This is a genomic window from Rhizobium sp. TH2 (genome assembly GCF_024707525.1).
GTDB lineage: Bacteria > Pseudomonadota > Alphaproteobacteria > Rhizobiales > Rhizobiaceae > Rhizobium_E.
Genome location: NZ_CP062231.1, coordinates 848703 through 862643, shown reverse-complemented (window position 1 = coordinate 862643; position 13941 = coordinate 848703). Strand labels below are relative to the sequence as shown.

At 56.0% G+C, this 13941-nt stretch carries 18 protein-coding genes; 5 read left to right on the top strand and 13 right to left on the bottom strand.

Features of this window, described 5'->3' with window-relative positions; translation table 11 throughout:
- The first annotated feature begins 91 nt into the window (after nt 1-91).
- Nucleotides 92-223 carry a hypothetical protein gene (locus tag IHQ71_RS04350; RefSeq protein WP_258160736.1) on the top strand — a complete coding sequence of 44 codons (132 nt, stop codon included), beginning with the start codon at nt 92-94 and terminating at the stop codon, nt 221-223.
- Between the two features lie 68 nt (nt 224-291).
- Here IHQ71_RS04350 and IHQ71_RS04345 read toward each other — a convergent pair whose 3' ends face one another.
- From IHQ71_RS04345 to IHQ71_RS04330, 5 genes are all read right to left on the bottom strand, one after another.
- A complete protein-coding gene (locus IHQ71_RS04345) occupies nt 292-594 on the bottom strand; it encodes a hypothetical protein (protein WP_258160735.1) in 303 nt (100 codons plus the stop codon).
- Between the two features lie 910 nt (nt 595-1504).
- On the bottom strand, nt 1505-1696 hold the full coding sequence (locus IHQ71_RS32015; RefSeq protein ID WP_374990000.1) for a helix-turn-helix domain-containing protein: 192 nt from the start codon (nt 1694-1696) through the stop codon (nt 1505-1507).
- A 322-nt stretch (nt 1697-2018) separates the two neighbouring features.
- A complete protein-coding gene (locus IHQ71_RS04340) occupies nt 2019-2282 on the bottom strand; it encodes a hypothetical protein (protein WP_374989955.1) in 264 nt (87 codons plus the stop codon).
- A 1095-nt stretch (nt 2283-3377) separates the two neighbouring features.
- Nucleotides 3378-3665 carry a DUF1236 domain-containing protein gene (locus tag IHQ71_RS04335; protein WP_258160734.1) on the bottom strand — a complete coding sequence of 96 codons (288 nt, stop codon included), beginning with the start codon at nt 3663-3665 and terminating at the stop codon, nt 3378-3380.
- Between the two features lie 170 nt (nt 3666-3835).
- Nucleotides 3836-4159 carry a response regulator gene (locus tag IHQ71_RS04330; protein WP_374989954.1) on the bottom strand — a complete coding sequence of 108 codons (324 nt, stop codon included), beginning with the start codon at nt 4157-4159 and terminating at the stop codon, nt 3836-3838.
- Nucleotides 4160-4698: 539 nt separating this feature from the next.
- On the opposite strand from IHQ71_RS04330, the gene IHQ71_RS04325 reads away from it, so the two are divergent.
- Nucleotides 4699-5757 carry a VWA domain-containing protein gene (locus IHQ71_RS04325; RefSeq protein ID WP_258160733.1) on the top strand — a complete coding sequence of 353 codons (1059 nt, stop codon included), beginning with the start codon at nt 4699-4701 and terminating at the stop codon, nt 5755-5757.
- 1446 nt (nt 5758-7203) lie between these two features.
- Here IHQ71_RS04325 and IHQ71_RS04320 read toward each other — a convergent pair.
- From IHQ71_RS04320 to IHQ71_RS04310, 3 genes are all read right to left on the bottom strand, one after another.
- Nucleotides 7204-7485, bottom strand: coding sequence for a hypothetical protein (locus IHQ71_RS04320; RefSeq protein ID WP_258160732.1), 282 nt, complete (start codon nt 7483-7485; stop codon nt 7204-7206).
- A 170-nt stretch (nt 7486-7655) separates the two neighbouring features.
- Entirely contained in the window at nt 7656-7958 is a 303-nt protein-coding gene (locus IHQ71_RS04315; protein ID WP_258160731.1) for a hypothetical protein, read from the bottom strand.
- Nucleotides 7959-7960: 2 nt separating this feature from the next.
- Nucleotides 7961-8167, bottom strand: coding sequence for a hypothetical protein (locus tag IHQ71_RS04310; RefSeq protein ID WP_258160730.1), 207 nt, complete (start codon nt 8165-8167; stop codon nt 7961-7963).
- A 350-nt stretch (nt 8168-8517) separates the two neighbouring features.
- On the opposite strand from IHQ71_RS04310, the gene IHQ71_RS04305 reads away from it, so the two are divergent.
- Nucleotides 8518-9324: a hypothetical protein gene (locus tag IHQ71_RS04305; RefSeq protein WP_258160729.1), complete on the top strand. Its 807-nt coding sequence runs from the start codon at nt 8518-8520 to the stop codon at nt 9322-9324.
- Between the two features lie 114 nt (nt 9325-9438).
- On the opposite strand, the gene IHQ71_RS04300 is transcribed toward IHQ71_RS04305, so the two are convergent.
- Nucleotides 9439-9699, bottom strand: a complete 261-nt coding sequence (locus IHQ71_RS04300) for a hypothetical protein (protein WP_258160728.1) — start codon at nt 9697-9699, stop codon at nt 9439-9441.
- Nucleotides 9700-9880: 181 nt separating this feature from the next.
- Here IHQ71_RS04300 and ligD point away from each other — a divergent pair, with 181 nt between their 5' ends.
- Nucleotides 9881-10945, top strand: a complete 1065-nt coding sequence (gene ligD, locus IHQ71_RS04295; protein ID WP_258160727.1) for a non-homologous end-joining DNA ligase — start codon at nt 9881-9883, stop codon at nt 10943-10945.
- 82 nt (nt 10946-11027) lie between these two features.
- Here the strand turns inward: ligD and IHQ71_RS04290 are convergent, their stop codons facing one another.
- From IHQ71_RS04290 to IHQ71_RS04280, 3 genes are all read right to left on the bottom strand, one after another.
- On the bottom strand, nt 11028-11624 hold the full coding sequence (locus IHQ71_RS04290) for a general stress protein (RefSeq protein WP_258160726.1): 597 nt from the start codon (nt 11622-11624) through the stop codon (nt 11028-11030).
- Nucleotides 11625-11647: 23 nt separating this feature from the next.
- Nucleotides 11648-11956 carry a PepSY domain-containing protein gene (locus IHQ71_RS04285; protein WP_258160725.1) on the bottom strand — a complete coding sequence of 103 codons (309 nt, stop codon included), beginning with the start codon at nt 11954-11956 and terminating at the stop codon, nt 11648-11650.
- A gap of 144 nt (nt 11957-12100) precedes the next feature.
- Entirely contained in the window at nt 12101-12595 is a 495-nt protein-coding gene (locus tag IHQ71_RS04280; RefSeq protein WP_258160724.1) for a ferritin-like domain-containing protein, read from the bottom strand.
- 280 nt (nt 12596-12875) lie between these two features.
- On the opposite strand from IHQ71_RS04280, the gene IHQ71_RS04275 reads away from it, so the two are divergent.
- Entirely contained in the window at nt 12876-13184 is a 309-nt protein-coding gene (locus IHQ71_RS04275) for a hypothetical protein (protein ID WP_258160723.1), read from the top strand.
- A gap of 4 nt (nt 13185-13188) precedes the next feature.
- Here IHQ71_RS04275 and IHQ71_RS04270 read toward each other — a convergent pair whose 3' ends face one another.
- Entirely contained in the window at nt 13189-13875 is a 687-nt protein-coding gene (locus IHQ71_RS04270; protein ID WP_258160722.1) for an SOS response-associated peptidase, read from the bottom strand.
- Nucleotides 13876-13941 lie beyond the last annotated feature (66 nt).

The window sequence follows — 13941 nt, the reverse complement described above, 5'->3', positions numbered from 1 at the left end:
CGGAAACGACCCACGGCGCAATAGCCCCGAGACCTCACGCCAACGGATCGCCCGCGCCCTCATGCGCCCACCACGGGACGTAGGAAGCGGCATGGCCATGATGGGTGATGCCCTGGCTTACCGCGCTCAGAAGAATAATCCGTATCCGAAGGCACCTGGTAATTCGCCATTCTCTGGCATCGGGCGCATCATGGGAATGTTCGGCAAGCCGGGGCTCTATTGAGAAATGGAGGAATGCAAGAGGCGTCGGGCGTACCGAGTTCTGGCGGCCGTAAGCGCCACGCCGGCCCATCACGCCGCCACCACGACCGACGGGCGCGCGCCGCCGTCATCGGCGTCCAAAAGAATAATCCCCCGATACGTCTCATCAATCGATCCCGACGCTTCGATGAAATCCTCATAAGCGGTACGCGATATAGCGATGCTCTTGGCGTCAATGCCGCGCTCATGCAAGCCATCGAGTACACCGTCTAGCCATAGGATTGCCTGGATCAGACCAATCGACCCGACGTTATCCAGTATCGCCGTGCCGCCTTGCTCCGCGAGGTCACGCCCTACGAACTCCCCGGCACTATGCCAGTCCACTTCCGCCATGGTCATTTCCAGAGAAATGTAAATACGGTGCGGCGCCTGCCATCCTTGCCCACATTCTGCACCCGCACATACGAAAGCATACGCGGCTTACCTGCGCGCTTTCGATAGCACGCGGCCGGCACCTCGATTACTTCTCGCGGCTGAGGGCTTTCATTACGCTGCATGGATGTCTCCGTTTTCTGTGCGCGCGATCAACACACAGCCCTCAAAACCAGTTCCATCTTGAAAATAAAAAAGGGCTCGGTGCGGGAGGAGGTGCGCCGAGCCCTTGATGATGGACCGCCGACTGGGAGGAGGAGCGCCGGCTGGTCGCATTGCGCGCTTGGGAGGAGATAAGCGGCCAATAATCATACAATAAAATCGCAGCGCAGCACCGTCAACCATTTTTGCTGCGGTGCGACAAAGTTGAGCAATGCTCGACCCAAAGGAAAAACAGGTGGCACCGCACAGACCCTTTCTCTGGCGCCGGTCAACACTGCCTGCCCCATAGACATTAGCAAGGTTGCGCGAATGCGAGTTCAAAGAGCGTACATGCGCAGACCTAACGAGGAACATATGCACAGATCCATCGCGCACGCCGCGCAGGCCTCGACGCCGACGAAGTCTATATCCCGTCTGGGGTGGAGACTGCGCGACCGCTGACGGTCGATCCGGAATACACGATTGACATCAATTGACGATCCTGAGGTCGAGGCTTTGCTGGAACCTGGCCCGGCAGCAATCAACCTCCGCTTTAGTTCATTTGCCAACACGGGCAAGACTTCCTCGACGATCGGCCGATCGCGTATGTCGCCGACTCGCGTTAGCAAGACATTGAACAGTGAGGCAGCTTCGCTGGCGACTGCGTTGCCTGTGATCGGCACGATAAACCCGTTCGACGGCGATATAGAGCCGCTCCATTGCCCAGGGATCAACTGCAGTTGGTGGTGCGGGCCCCCTTATACGGATCGACGAACATGCTTCCAGCGCCGGTCAGTAACCAGTCAGGGCGGATGCCAAACGCCCGCTGGTAAGCAAGCAAGATTGACGCTGTAGGCTCAGTTTTCCCCCGCTCATACGAAGCCAGCGTTTGTTTCCCAACACCGAGCTTTCGTGCCCACACCTCCCGATCCGGATCGTTGAAATGCCGTCGGATCGCGCGCAGCCGCGCGCCGAGTTCGGTTTTCGGCTCAAGTTCAGGTCTCGCCAATAGTTTCCAGTCCCTGTTCGGATCTGAATTTGCTTTGGTACTGTGCCGCCTGGAGCCATCGTGCCCTTGCGGCCGCTGCTGAGGGTCCTGTCGTTCTTACCTCAACGTCCATGTAATTTCCGACAGCCATCCAAAGTGAGTTGCTCGTTTGGAAAACATCAATCCGCACTTCGGCGCTTCCGAGCTTGACGGTCATCATCGAGTCTCGGCCCTGTATTTCATACCTGTCGTCTCGTCATCGAAGCCTTGGCTGTCGGACGGCAAATTGATTTGAGTTCGCGGCGACGAGTGTGGTCACCGGACGCTTTGCCAGATAGATGCAATAGTCATCGAACGCATCAGCGAGTGCAAGAGCGGCTTCGCTTTCGCGCCAGCCGGCAGCAACCATATCTAAAACAATCCGCCGTGCTACCGCTTCCGTTTCTCGCCGGCATTGTGCAGTTCGTTGAGGATTTGAGGCATCGAAGATCGGTGAATGGAGATCGACCATAATAGGCACGTGAGCCTCCGCAATGCGATTTAACGCACAACAACCCCTGAAAATTAAGGGGGTTCCATCTTTCTGAATCTGAACGAAAGTGACCAAGCCGACAGCCGTTAAACGGCGGGGTAATATGCCAGCTGGTCAATATTGGTATGACCCGATTTGCCGTGGCGATCAATGTACAGAGTCAATTTTCTGAGTAGCTGTGGTAGTATGTCGCAAACATGTTCCGTTGGTCGCAAGTGGCCATAGCCACGGAACTACCAGTGGCAGCAATCCTGCTTTTAGTGAATCCTTGTTCGACTGTTTGATCCGCAATTCCGTCTATGACCAGGGAGCCGATAGTCAAGGGATGAAGTTCGCGCACCGGGCACAACTTGGAATATATTGACCTCGACGGGATTTGTGGCACGATTTGGGGAAATGAAAGGCCGTGCTCTCTATCAACTCGCCAAGTCGTCCTGGACAATACCCACAGCGAGGGAAGGAATGCGAGCTCGCATCGAATCCGACTTCCTTCGGCAAGTCATTGATCTCCACGCACCCTACGTCGACCTTGATCACGTTCTGGAAGCACTTGCGGAGGACGCAACGAAAGCCGGATGGACAGAACAAGAGTTGACAGATGCAGTTGTCGAGCTGGCGCGCCGCCACAGGATGAACCGCTTTCGCAGCTTCGCATCTTTGGCGCTATGAATAACTGCGGGATGCAGCAGCCCGGTCGTGCACATGCCGGCTGGCTGTTTTTTTCGAACGCGTCCGCGCCGCACACGATTGGCCGGCGAGTGTCTTGCAGACGCCGATGTCGGACGGCCTAAAGGGTCTGTGCAGACTTGGAGTCTGCCGAGCGATTGCGCCATGCTCCGCATCGTCCGGCTCGCAGACGATCCAACCAATCCTTGGGTGCTTTCTTGATCGCAGTAAGGCACTGCCGCTCAACGATTGTGGCCTGTGGTTCGGCCACCGGCGCCTCGGCCGCCACTTTTAAAGATATGATCAAAATCAGTGCGGTTGAGAATATTGCAAATTTCCACATTGGTGGCTCCAGGAGCCTTGCTTTAATCTGGCGTCGGCTCCAGCCGACGCCAGCGCCCCTTCCACGGCATTGCGTCAATCGACGATTTTCACGACCTTGCGGGTCTTCGGTTCGACGATGACGCGTTTCTTGTTGACGAAGGCAAAGCCATAATCGTCGTGGTCTGGAACATTCTTGATCACCACCTTGTCCGGCAGCGATGAGCCGACGACGATATCACCGTCAATGGTCGTGTCTTCGACCTGCTGCTGTGTGACGTAGGTGGTCACCGTGTCGGGAATGACCACCGTGTCCTGCGCCATGGCGTAGGGGGCCGACAGAGCCAGCGACAGGCCGGTGAAAGCAATAAGAACGTTTTTCATTGTGGTTCTCCAGTTGGGTGGCGTGGTGTGGCGCCCAAACGGAGACCAATCAAGAAAGTTCCGAATTCAGCGCCAACGCTCTGAATTTGTAATGATTTTCGCGTCAAGCTTGCGGAACTGAGCTGAGACACTATCCAGAAATTGAATGCACCGATTGTGATTGGTGTGAGTTAGTTCGCTGCTGGCACTGCAGCGTTGAGTAGCGTTGCAATCGCCGTTACCAGTAGCGCAGGGACATACGGTTTTGAAATCATAATGCTGTTCGGGACGCCGTGCACGGTCCATTCTGCACTGTGCTGGCCGCTAACGTAAACGACCGGCAGATCCGGACGGGCTTCGCGAGCGCGGCGTGCGACATCCCAGCCACTTGGACCGCTTCCCAAATTGATGTCTGTGACCAGCGCGCTTATCTCGCCGTTCTCAATCTCAACAAACGCCGACGGACCGTCATTAGCCGTGAGAACCCCATCCTGTAAGATTGTCTCAGCTTCCAACAACAATAATGCATCGTCTTCTACAACGAGTATCCTTGGGCAAAGCTGCTTCGTTCATGGATCACCCGCTCGTCAAACGTCGTACTAATCGAGGTGGCTGGGAACGCGGCTCGCTTAAGGTATGTTCCATTTGAATAGCGTCCATTTCAAAATACCCCGGTTCCTGATTGGTTGAACGATCAATTTCGTTCTAGGTAGGCTGAAACGGAGTCGGACCTCGCAGTGCGAGCAAAAGGAAGCGGCCGCTCGGGATCAAGCGTGCGGCCGCTTCTTTTAGAACGCAGATTTTACGGGATCAGCGCCCCTCTCTAATACTGTTTGGCGGTTAAAATTCTATTGTTCTAATGCTGGATATAGTCCGTTAACCCTCACCGATGGTGCCTGGAAAAGCAGTTGCGGAATTTAAATGTCGATTAGCAACTGAGCCATACAATTGATCGGAGGTTTGATAGGAGAGTGGCATGCGATTTTGGTCACTGCGGCAGAAATGCTCCAACGCTTTCGGAAGATTCACGCAAGACCGGGGTGGAAACCTTGCAATGGCGTTCGCCATAATCAGTGTCCCCTTGCTGGGCGGCATGGGGGTCGCGTTCGACTACACCATGGCACTGAATACCCATCGTGAGATGCAGAGCAGTCTGGACGCCGCGCTCGTGGCAGCAATCAAACAGATAGAAGCCAAGAACAAAGACGAAAAGTCCATTCGAGCTCATATGGAAAACTGGTTGGCGGCTGAAGCCCAGTCAGGCAGCAAGTACAAACTTGATACCAACAGTATCGTTATAGACTTCGGGGGCCAGGACATCACCGCCACGGCGCAGGCAACCGTACCAACGAGTTTCCTCAAAATCCTGGGTGTAGACACCGTCCCCGTGTCTGTGCAGGCGAGCGTGCTGGGCGGCGCGGACATCGTGACGAAGACTGCGTTTTCCATGTATCTGGTGCTGGACCGATCCGGTTCGATGGATTACCCTACGACCACCGCCTATACGACGACGTGCATGAACGCGAGCAACAAGCCGTATATTTGCACCAAGGTTTACAAAAAAATCGAAGCGCTGAAGCTGGCGACTTCCGACCTCCTTACCCAATTCGTAGACGTTGATCCGGATCTCAAATATGTCCGCACAGGCGGCGTCTCCTACAACAATGCTATGCAAACGCCGTCCGACCTTAATTGGGGCACCTCCGCAATCCTGCAATATGTAAACGCTTTGACGGCAACCGGCACCACGAACTCTGGTGAAGCCATGGAGGAGGCGTACGAAAGCCTGAAAGACTCCGACGAAGACAAAGCGCACAAAGACAAGAATGGCACCAAGAAGCCGGACAAGTACATTGTCCTGATGACCGATGGTGAGAACAACGTAAACGGCGCGGACGCTAAGACGAAGAAATATTGCGACAAGGCGAAAACGCAGAAAATGACGGTATATTCAATCGCGTTTATGGCGCCTGCGGCCGGCGAGGCCCTACTTAAATACTGCGCTACTTCGTCCGCGCACTATTTCTCTGCCGACAATACCAAGGAACTCGTTGCGGCATTCAAGCTGATTGGTGCCACGGCCGCGAAGACGCTCGTGAGACTGACGAATTGACAGTCGACGAGACCTGTTTTGCCGTGCACTCCAAACTCGCAACGCGTGCCACGCGGACGTACGTTAGCAGCGTCGCCGTAAATTGGTGGTCGCTACGGAACCTTTCCCAAGCCGATCCATTCTAGGTGCACAGCTGTGGATCGTCCCCCGCCTTTTTTGACCACAGCTAGAGCATCCTTCCCGCCGTCGGATGACTCCAGTCAATAAACCCGATGCCTTCCCCTGAGGCGTCGGGTTTTTCATGAGAAAAACTGCGTTCGTTGCCGCAGAGAGGCACCATTTCATCACACGATGCTTTTGAAGAGACTAGATAAATAGGCATTACGTTCCGGCGGAATCCACCCCCGTATCCACCTTATCCGTTGATGTACACTCTCGGAGCGAATAGCGTCCCAGGGGCACCCACCACTACCTCGCGGGGAACAGCCGGATATGAGGTTCAGCTGCTCGTTTGAAGATAGTAATTGATGCGTGGTCCGGGCGGCACATCTCTGTGAGTGGGTACTGGCGGAAAACATGGCAGTAAACCGCCCCGCCCGGAGAATGAAGGATGCCACGATTATTTTGGCACGCAAGTTAAACCGATCATTAACCTTACCTCGCCCAGATGACGCAGGCTTCCGATTAGTTCTACCGCGCGGGCAGGACTGTCGTTGGCCCCATTTAATACGCGGTACGGTTTGACCGCTCTCGCGAAGCTCGCTGATGGCGGCTTCTAAAGCCTCGGCCGTGCTTTCTAGGTTCGGGACGCTGACCCGGAATGCATATGCTCCCCCTTCGACCGTCGCCTCGACAATTGAACTGCGCAGGTGACGATTGAATACCTCAAGGTGCTCTCCGGGTATCGGCATGGAGGCCTCCTGTTCACTTTCCTCGAACAGCGGCGACGCCGCACGACCGGACGGTCTTTTGAAGGATGGCGCACCAAACTTGCCGGTATGATGCGCCAGAACTAGATACAAATCCCGTCCGGCACTCGTGGGGACGAGCATTTAGTAACGTACCGATCGGACATCAGTTGCGTCGAACCGAACTAAAGATAAATGGGCGGAGACGCGCGAGGTTTGGCGAAGGAATGATAGCTGCCCCGCCGACCGGGATCCATGTTTCCATAGCCGCCGGTCGGGGTGACTCCGCGATTGAGGCGCGGAATTAGCATTCCATAGTTTATCTGTGACTGAACAAAAATCAGATTAGGAATGTGACCCAACGGCGAGAGTAGTCGCGCGACCCATGCAGGGCTGTTTGGGTAGACCGGGGTACTGGTCTCAGGCTTTGGCCTGCGCGCTTAAATAGACAACGCCCGAAGAGTGGTTTTTGTTCAGGGAATTGATCCAGGTCAATTATAAGTGAAGCTTAATAAGACTTAAGTTAGAATTACTTGACGGAGGTTTAGCGAAAAAGTATGATGAAATCTAGGTGAGAATCAACACCACATAGCGGTGTCTACCCCTGCCGCGAATTCAGGCCGGCTCTCGCGTCGGCCTTTTGCTTTGGGGGGCCGTCGCCTACGACGCCGTGCTCTTCCTGCGTTAAGTCCAGGCTGATTAAGTCGGGGGCGTCATTTTCGCCGACCTGCCGTGCTGTACGCGGCTCAAGTGTTTCTGTATCGCGGACGATTTCCATCATTTCAGCGACTTTGGTTTCGAGGCCGTCCGCGCCGTGGGGAAATAGCCCTGCAGCGATGGCCTCGTCATAAGTCATCGCGTTTTCGTTGTTATTGGTCATGCGCTTTACCTTTCGTGTGTGCGTTATGCGTCAGGCGTGGTCGCGCTGATCAGTGGTGTTGCAAGCTAGCGAGTATTAGCGCCATTCAAGGTGACACCAAGGCATTGTGGCCTCAATTCCCACTGACCTCAACGTGCCGGGCCAAGGCTACGGCAAAAGAAATGGCGCGATTATGAGCGCGTTCTCGTGCGGGCTTTCATCCGATCCCAATAGTCCTCAACCGCCTTCGCAGCCTCAGCCGCCGATAGGCTATATCCGGCATTTGGCATGATAGGCGAGCCGCGAAATCGCGGAGGATAACTACCGGACCAACGCCACGGACCTTTTTTCAAGCTCTCTCGGTCAAGTCGGATTCTTCCTGCGTTCATATCGCCATCAAATGCGCAGTAGTCTTCGAATGGCTTTCCATTAATGTCTTGTTCATCCTGCCAGGTTCGGCGCCAGCGGTATTTTTTCTGCCAGTCGTCAGCCATGATCAATCCGGATCATCTGCGGGGTCGGGGTCTTCGGCATTAATTGCTGACTGGTTCTTCACGACCGCTTGCAGGGCGTCCATTGCTTCCCCCGTGCTGTAGCCGGCGTCATTGGCTTCGGCCATCAATTCAGAGACGCGGTCATCCATGGTGGCTTGAAGTTCGGTCTTCCTATCTGGGTCATCGAGGGCGCGGCGGGCAAGTTTCATGGTCAATCCTCGCTGTTACGCCTGTCTCGAAAGAAGCGCTCTCGTTCCGCCTTGAGCTTGATAACGGACGCCTCGATCGATTTCATCATCGCTTTCTGGGCCGCTATGAAGGCTTTCGAGTTGGACGATGGGAGCGTAGCCGCGCCCTTCATTTGATCGATCGGGCGCGGCCGCATAGGCCGGTTACTCTCTACATGCCCGGCCATATTGAAACCTCCGAAACTCGACTAACGCGAGTCAATCGAATGGCCTGCGACTCGTTCCGCGAGTGAGGAAAGATTCTTCGCAACCGACTTGACCGAAGGGTGCGACGTCTGGTCAGTTCCTTTATCGCATCTGGAGGCGAGAGGATGAGCGGGGCTGGTGTGGAACAACATTTTGAGTCACCTAAGGCGCTGATCGACCATGCGCGAAACAACCTCTACCGGCTAGACGTTGATGTCACAGACTGGACTAACTCCGGCCCATACCAATTAACTGAAGCATTTGATGAAGTGGACGGTATGGACGTCTTCACATTGAGGTTGAGGGAAGCTATCCCGAAGCGGTTTTCCTTGCAGACCTTTGATATCGTAGGAGAGCTTCGTTCCGCTCTTGATCAGGCCGTTCATGCATGTGCAGCCAACTTTGGAAACGCGCCTAGCAGCGGATTGCATTTCCCGATCGCCGAAAGACCCGAAGGGCTGACAAACGCCCTCGACAACGGGGGTTCAAGAAACATTCCGGCTCAGATTCGCCCTTTCTTCCGAGCGTTCGGCACTCACAAGATGGGCAACCCTACCATTTGGGCGTTAAACAAGCTTCGCAATACCAAGATGCATGCGTTGCTCATCCATCCCTGTGTCGCTACGAATGGCGTCGTTGCGGTGCCTCATATGGAGCCTGGGCAAACGTCATACGCCTATTATGGCAGGCAGCGATTCCGTATTGGCCCGTGGCAAGATGCTGAAAACGGCATGGAGATTTTCGCCTGTTCGCACGGTGTCGAGCGGACTTTCCACCTGGAGGTCGATGCGTTCCTCACGGTCGGCAACAGCCCTCTTTTGGTTGGGAAAAGCCTAACTGGTATCCTCAACGCTATGGCGGGCGAAGTCGAGAGAATCGTGACGGCCATCGAAACCGAGACCGCAAGAATAGTAGCGCTCGGCACGCCTTAGCGAAATGTTTCTATGGTCTCAGGCTACGGCAAGCGCCGACCCGAGGACGACCGCCCCGCAAAGCTTCAATTGGTGGGGATGGCTGGTTGCGCTAGTGCCGATGGCCTTTAGCGCCTACCTTCCTTTGAACATCGGTGCAAATGTCAGATCATATCGCAACATGCATCGATCCTCGCCTTTGCTTCCCGCGCGTGGACAGCCCTCGCCCTCGGCGATTTTGATCAGCAACAGCGGCATTGGCGTATCCTCGATACGCTCCATCATCGCATCCGCGTCGTACCGGCGCTCCAAGCCGCACTTGTCGCACATGACAGCTATCTTTTCCCCGCGATAATGTGAAAGCTTCGGCACGCCATGCGCGCGGCGCGGTCTCATCACCTAAGCAACTCTGACATCTGGTAAGCGCCAATAAGGCCCGCAACAAAAAAAGCGGCAAAGATAACTGCCCACCACAGTACAGTCTTGCGCCAGGACTTGCTTTCCCAGTCGTAAACCATAGCCACTCCTTACATGGGCTATAGACAGCATTTTAATTATTCTATGGCGCAATTGGGAAATGGTAAAGCGTTCCCACCCTCCCAAGTCCGCGCCGCTCAAGCGCGATGTTGATCTGCCGCTCGTTTCCCGGCCGATCACCCCGCCTGATCCTCGCCAGGGTCGTATCCCGTTCGACCTCATGCCGGAACGTATCGAGCCGTGCCTGGCTCTCTTGGCGCAAAAAGCCCCGGCCGGCGACCAATGGCAATACGAGATCAAGTGGGATGGCTATCGCCTCGCAATCCATGTCGAGCTCAACGGCATTCGCATCATCACGCGCGGCGGTCATACCTGGACTGACCGTTTCCCCCATATCGCAGCCGCTGCCCGTTCATTCAGCCCCAGGACGCTCATTCTCGACGGAGAGGCCGTCGTGCTTGACGAGCAAGGGCGATCGGACTTCAGCGCGCTCCAGAAGGCTCTGGGTGGCCGTGGCGGCAAGCGCAGCGCGGGCGAGGCTGTCTTCATCGCGTTCGACCTACTTTATCTCGATGGCCACGACTTGACCAAGTTCGGACAGCATGAGCGCCGGCAGATGCTAGAGGACTTGCTTGCCGATCGCGACGGCGCCATCAAGTTCTCGGAGACGATTGAAGCCGATGGCGAGGAACTGCTGAAGCAAGCCTGTGCGCTCGGCCTCGAAGGCATTATCGCCAAGCATGATGACCGGCCCTATCGATCGGGCAGGACTGGTGATTGGCTCAAGATCAAATGCGTCCAGAGCGACAGTTTTGTCATCGTGGGCTATGAGCCATCCACCTCAATGCCCGGCGCCATCGCGAGGCTTCTCTTGGCTGCGATGAAGGACGGTAAGCTCGTCTACGTGGGATCGGTCGGGACGGGCTTCAAACACGCTCAGGCGCGCGACCTGAAGTCGCTGCTGGACGGAATGAAAACCGATCGGCCGGCAATAGCCAAGAAGGGAAAGACGCTGGTCTTTGTTCGGCCCGAATTCACTGCCGAAATCGAGTATCGCGGTTGGACCGATGACGCAAAATTGCGACACGCGTCATTCAAAGGGCTGAGAGATAAAGTGGATGCGAAAAGCATCTTTACTCTTGAAGGGCCCAGTGCTTCTGAATGAAACTTCTGACAGCGGCTACCATTCTCGCCGCAGTTTAAGAAATTGAACGCCGCCGATCTCGGGGACCGGCGGCGCAATGGTATCATACGAGTGGATATCTATTCCGCTCCTGAGCGATCTGATCGCGGGAATAGGGATCGAGGCTCGGATCGAAGCCCTTCCAGCCCTGCTGCTCATAGGCACTGCGGCGCATGGCGGGATCGACGGGCTGGTTGCCCTTCAGAATGCCCTCCGCTTCCGCGACACGGTTTTCGTCAACCCGGGCGGTCACCAACGAACCACCGCGACGGACGCCCTCGGCATAGACATGCGCGTCATTTTCCGGCACGCCTGACTCTGTCAGCGCGCCGATGATGCCGCCGGCCGCGCCGCCTACTGCTGCACCAGCGACCGCGCCGACGGCCGTGGCTGCGAGCCAGCCGGCAGCCACAACGGGGCCTACGCCTGGGATGGCAAGCATGCCGAGCCCGGCCAACAGGCCACCTGCTCCGCCCGCCACAGCGCCGAGACCAGCACCGGTGCCCGCGCCTTCGGCGGCATCGGTGTCGCCGTCATAGCGGCCGTCGCCATTGTTGGACACGATGCTGATGTCATCATGCGAAATGCCAGCGCTTTCGAGCTGGGATACAGCAGAGCGGGCATTGTCGTAATTGTCGAATAGTCCTGTAACTGTTCTCATGGGTCATTCCTTCCCTAAAATTCTTATTGAGAGACGATGTTGCCTTGATAATCGAGGCCGACCGGCATCGACTTGCCGCCCTTCATGGCGGTGCCGCGCCATACGCCCTTGTCGTCCAGCTTGAGCGCCGACACATCGGTGAAGCCGGCCTCGACGATGCGCTCCTGCGCCTGTGATTCCGTGAAGCTGTTGGCGCCTTCTACTGGCGCGGTGGCGTTCTTCGAATCCGGCGTGGCGACGGCTGGCGTATCGCCATCGGTCGCTGTCGTCTGGGCAAAGGCATGCATTGAGACGGCGCTGAGCAGCGCCGCTGCGATAAGTGTCATTTTCATGATTTTTCCTTATGGTGGAACGAATTAACCTCGTGTCTGGGAAACTCGCAATGGAAATGGAGGTTCCTTGCCCGCGAAAATTTAGATTGCTGGTTTCACTTCGGTTTCGGGGGTGGCGCTTTTCGCCGCCCCGTTTTTCCTGGGCTATTCCGCGTTCTGATTGACCACGGAGGTCGCGATCGAAGTCAATGCAAGATCGGTCGCCTGTTCTTCGTCCAGCGTTGTCTGCAATAAGCCTGCCGCATCGGTAAGACCCAGTTCCAGAGCCCATGTCCTCAGGGTGCCGTAGCGAGACATTTCGTAATGTTCGACGGCCTGCGCAGCGGAAAGAAGGCCGGCGTCGAGAGCGGGCGACCCCTCATATTCTTCCATGATTTCGGCGCCTTCGTCGGTGATGCCGAGGATTGCGGGACAGGTCTTCTTCGCAGGCTCCTTGCCGATGATGGCAAAAACCTCTTCAAGCCGAGTGACATGGACCTTGGTTTCCGCGAGATGCTTTTCGAATGCACCCTTGAGCTGGCTACTCTTGGCCGCTTCCTGCATTTTCGGGAGAACCTCGACAATCTTGTTCTCTGCGAAATAGACATCCATCAGCGTGTCGTGGAACAGCTCGTTAAGCTTCTTAATTTCCTTGGCCAAAGTGGCCTCCTGTCATCGGGGGGAATACAGCCGTATGGCGGTAATACGCAGATTGCGCGCTTAGTAACCGCAAGCGACAACGGAGGTTCCGGTACGATACCGGACACTATTCCGCCCTGCGCTCGTTGGCCTTTTGCGATGAGGCTAGGCAATGCGATTCAATTGAATCTCCCGCGACTGTTCCGCGAGTGCAAAAAGAATCCATTTCGCGTTTTCGGCTGTCTTGACTATTTTCCTATCCGTGAACAGAATGAGAACATTCGAACCGAGAGGAGTTCTCATGAGCACGCCAGAGGAGCCTGACACGCTACGTTCCATCATCGATTATCGACAGAAGCGGGGCAAAAGCACCTACGAGACTATCCAGGTCTATGGTGAGAAGTACGCGCCCGAGACATTCGCCCATGCCCCTATTCGCGAAACCTTGTCACGCGAGCATCGCTTGAGGAAGGAGATTGCTGCCCGCAGGGCGCGCGGGCAACCTCTTATTCCCGAGTTTTCTCACATGAGCAAAGTGCCGAAGTGGGAGTTGCCTGCATATGAGAGCTACTTCCAAGAACTGCAGGCTCTTATCGACGCTGGGGCCTGAGATTTCAAAGCGGGTTGATCTCGATCCCCGGATCGCCGGCGAATTTAGAGCTGTTCACATCTCTGCTGACGCGGTGGAACTGTAGCTGCCCATCAAGGTGATGGTCGAGCAGTTCCATGGCATCGCCCGGTCCCGTTTCGGCCGCCAGCCATTCGTCATAGACTGCCGGATCGAGAATGACCGGCATGCGGTCATGAAGCTGGCTGACCGGTTCTCCGGCCTCCCGGGTGATGATGGTGCAGCTCGTCACGCCAAGTTTGTCATTGTGCGCCCACAGCCCTGCGAACGAGAACGGCTTTCCGCCGGGCAGGTGGATGTACCACGGATCTTTCGTCTTGCCCTTCGGGTCTTCGGGATTGAGCGTCCATTCGTAAAAGCCATCGGCCGGGATCAGGCAGCGCTTCGACTTGAATGCATCTTTGAAGGCTCCTGACGTGGCGACAGTTTCGATCCTGGCATTGAACATTGCCGCCTTGGGCATTTCCTTTGCCCAGAATGGCACGAGCCACCAGCGCGCTTCCTGGGCGATTTCGTTGCCGTCCTTGTCGTTGTGGACGATCGGGACGGTTTGGGTGGGGGAGATGTTGAACCGCGCCGGCATGTCGTTGCGGCCGACGAGTGGATCAAGGGTGAGGCGGTAAAGGCCGTGGATTTCGGCCCAAGACAGGCGATGAGTGAGGCGTCCGCACATGGGCGATTATTCTCGTTTCTCGTGGTCAGTCCGGCAGTAAAGGCAGCCTAGCCACCAACGTCAAGA

Coding starts and splice junctions, on each gene's coding strand:
- IHQ71_RS04310 (WP_258160730.1), bottom strand. CDS start 8,167: ATGAAACTTGCCCGCCGCGCCCTCGATGACCCAGATAGGAAGACCGAA.
- IHQ71_RS04305 (WP_258160729.1), top strand. CDS start 8,518: ATGAGCGGGGCTGGTGTGGAACAACATTTTGAGTCACCTAAGGCGCTG.
- IHQ71_RS04270 (WP_258160722.1), bottom strand. CDS start 13,875: ATGTGCGGACGCCTCACTCATCGCCTGTCTTGGGCCGAAATCCACGGC.
- IHQ71_RS04285 (WP_258160725.1), bottom strand. CDS start 11,956: ATGAAAATGACACTTATCGCAGCGGCGCTGCTCAGCGCCGTCTCAATG.
- IHQ71_RS04325 (WP_258160733.1), top strand. CDS start 4,699: ATGGCGTTCGCCATAATCAGTGTCCCCTTGCTGGGCGGCATGGGGGTC.
- IHQ71_RS04290 (WP_258160726.1), bottom strand. CDS start 11,624: ATGAGAACAGTTACAGGACTATTCGACAATTACGACAATGCCCGCTCT.
- IHQ71_RS04335 (WP_258160734.1), bottom strand. CDS start 3,665: ATGAAAAACGTTCTTATTGCTTTCACCGGCCTGTCGCTGGCTCTGTCG.
- IHQ71_RS04350 (WP_258160736.1), top strand. CDS start 92: ATGGCCATGATGGGTGATGCCCTGGCTTACCGCGCTCAGAAGAATAAT.
- ligD (WP_258160727.1), top strand. CDS start 9,881: ATGGTAAAGCGTTCCCACCCTCCCAAGTCCGCGCCGCTCAAGCGCGAT.
- IHQ71_RS04300 (WP_258160728.1), bottom strand. CDS start 9,699: ATGAGACCGCGCCGCGCGCATGGCGTGCCGAAGCTTTCACATTATCGC.
- IHQ71_RS04275 (WP_258160723.1), top strand. CDS start 12,876: ATGAGCACGCCAGAGGAGCCTGACACGCTACGTTCCATCATCGATTAT.
- IHQ71_RS04315 (WP_258160731.1), bottom strand. CDS start 7,958: ATGGCTGACGACTGGCAGAAAAAATACCGCTGGCGCCGAACCTGGCAG.
- IHQ71_RS04345 (WP_258160735.1), bottom strand. CDS start 594: ATGGCGGAAGTGGACTGGCATAGTGCCGGGGAGTTCGTAGGGCGTGAC.
- IHQ71_RS04320 (WP_258160732.1), bottom strand. CDS start 7,485: ATGACCAATAACAACGAAAACGCGATGACTTATGACGAGGCCATCGCT.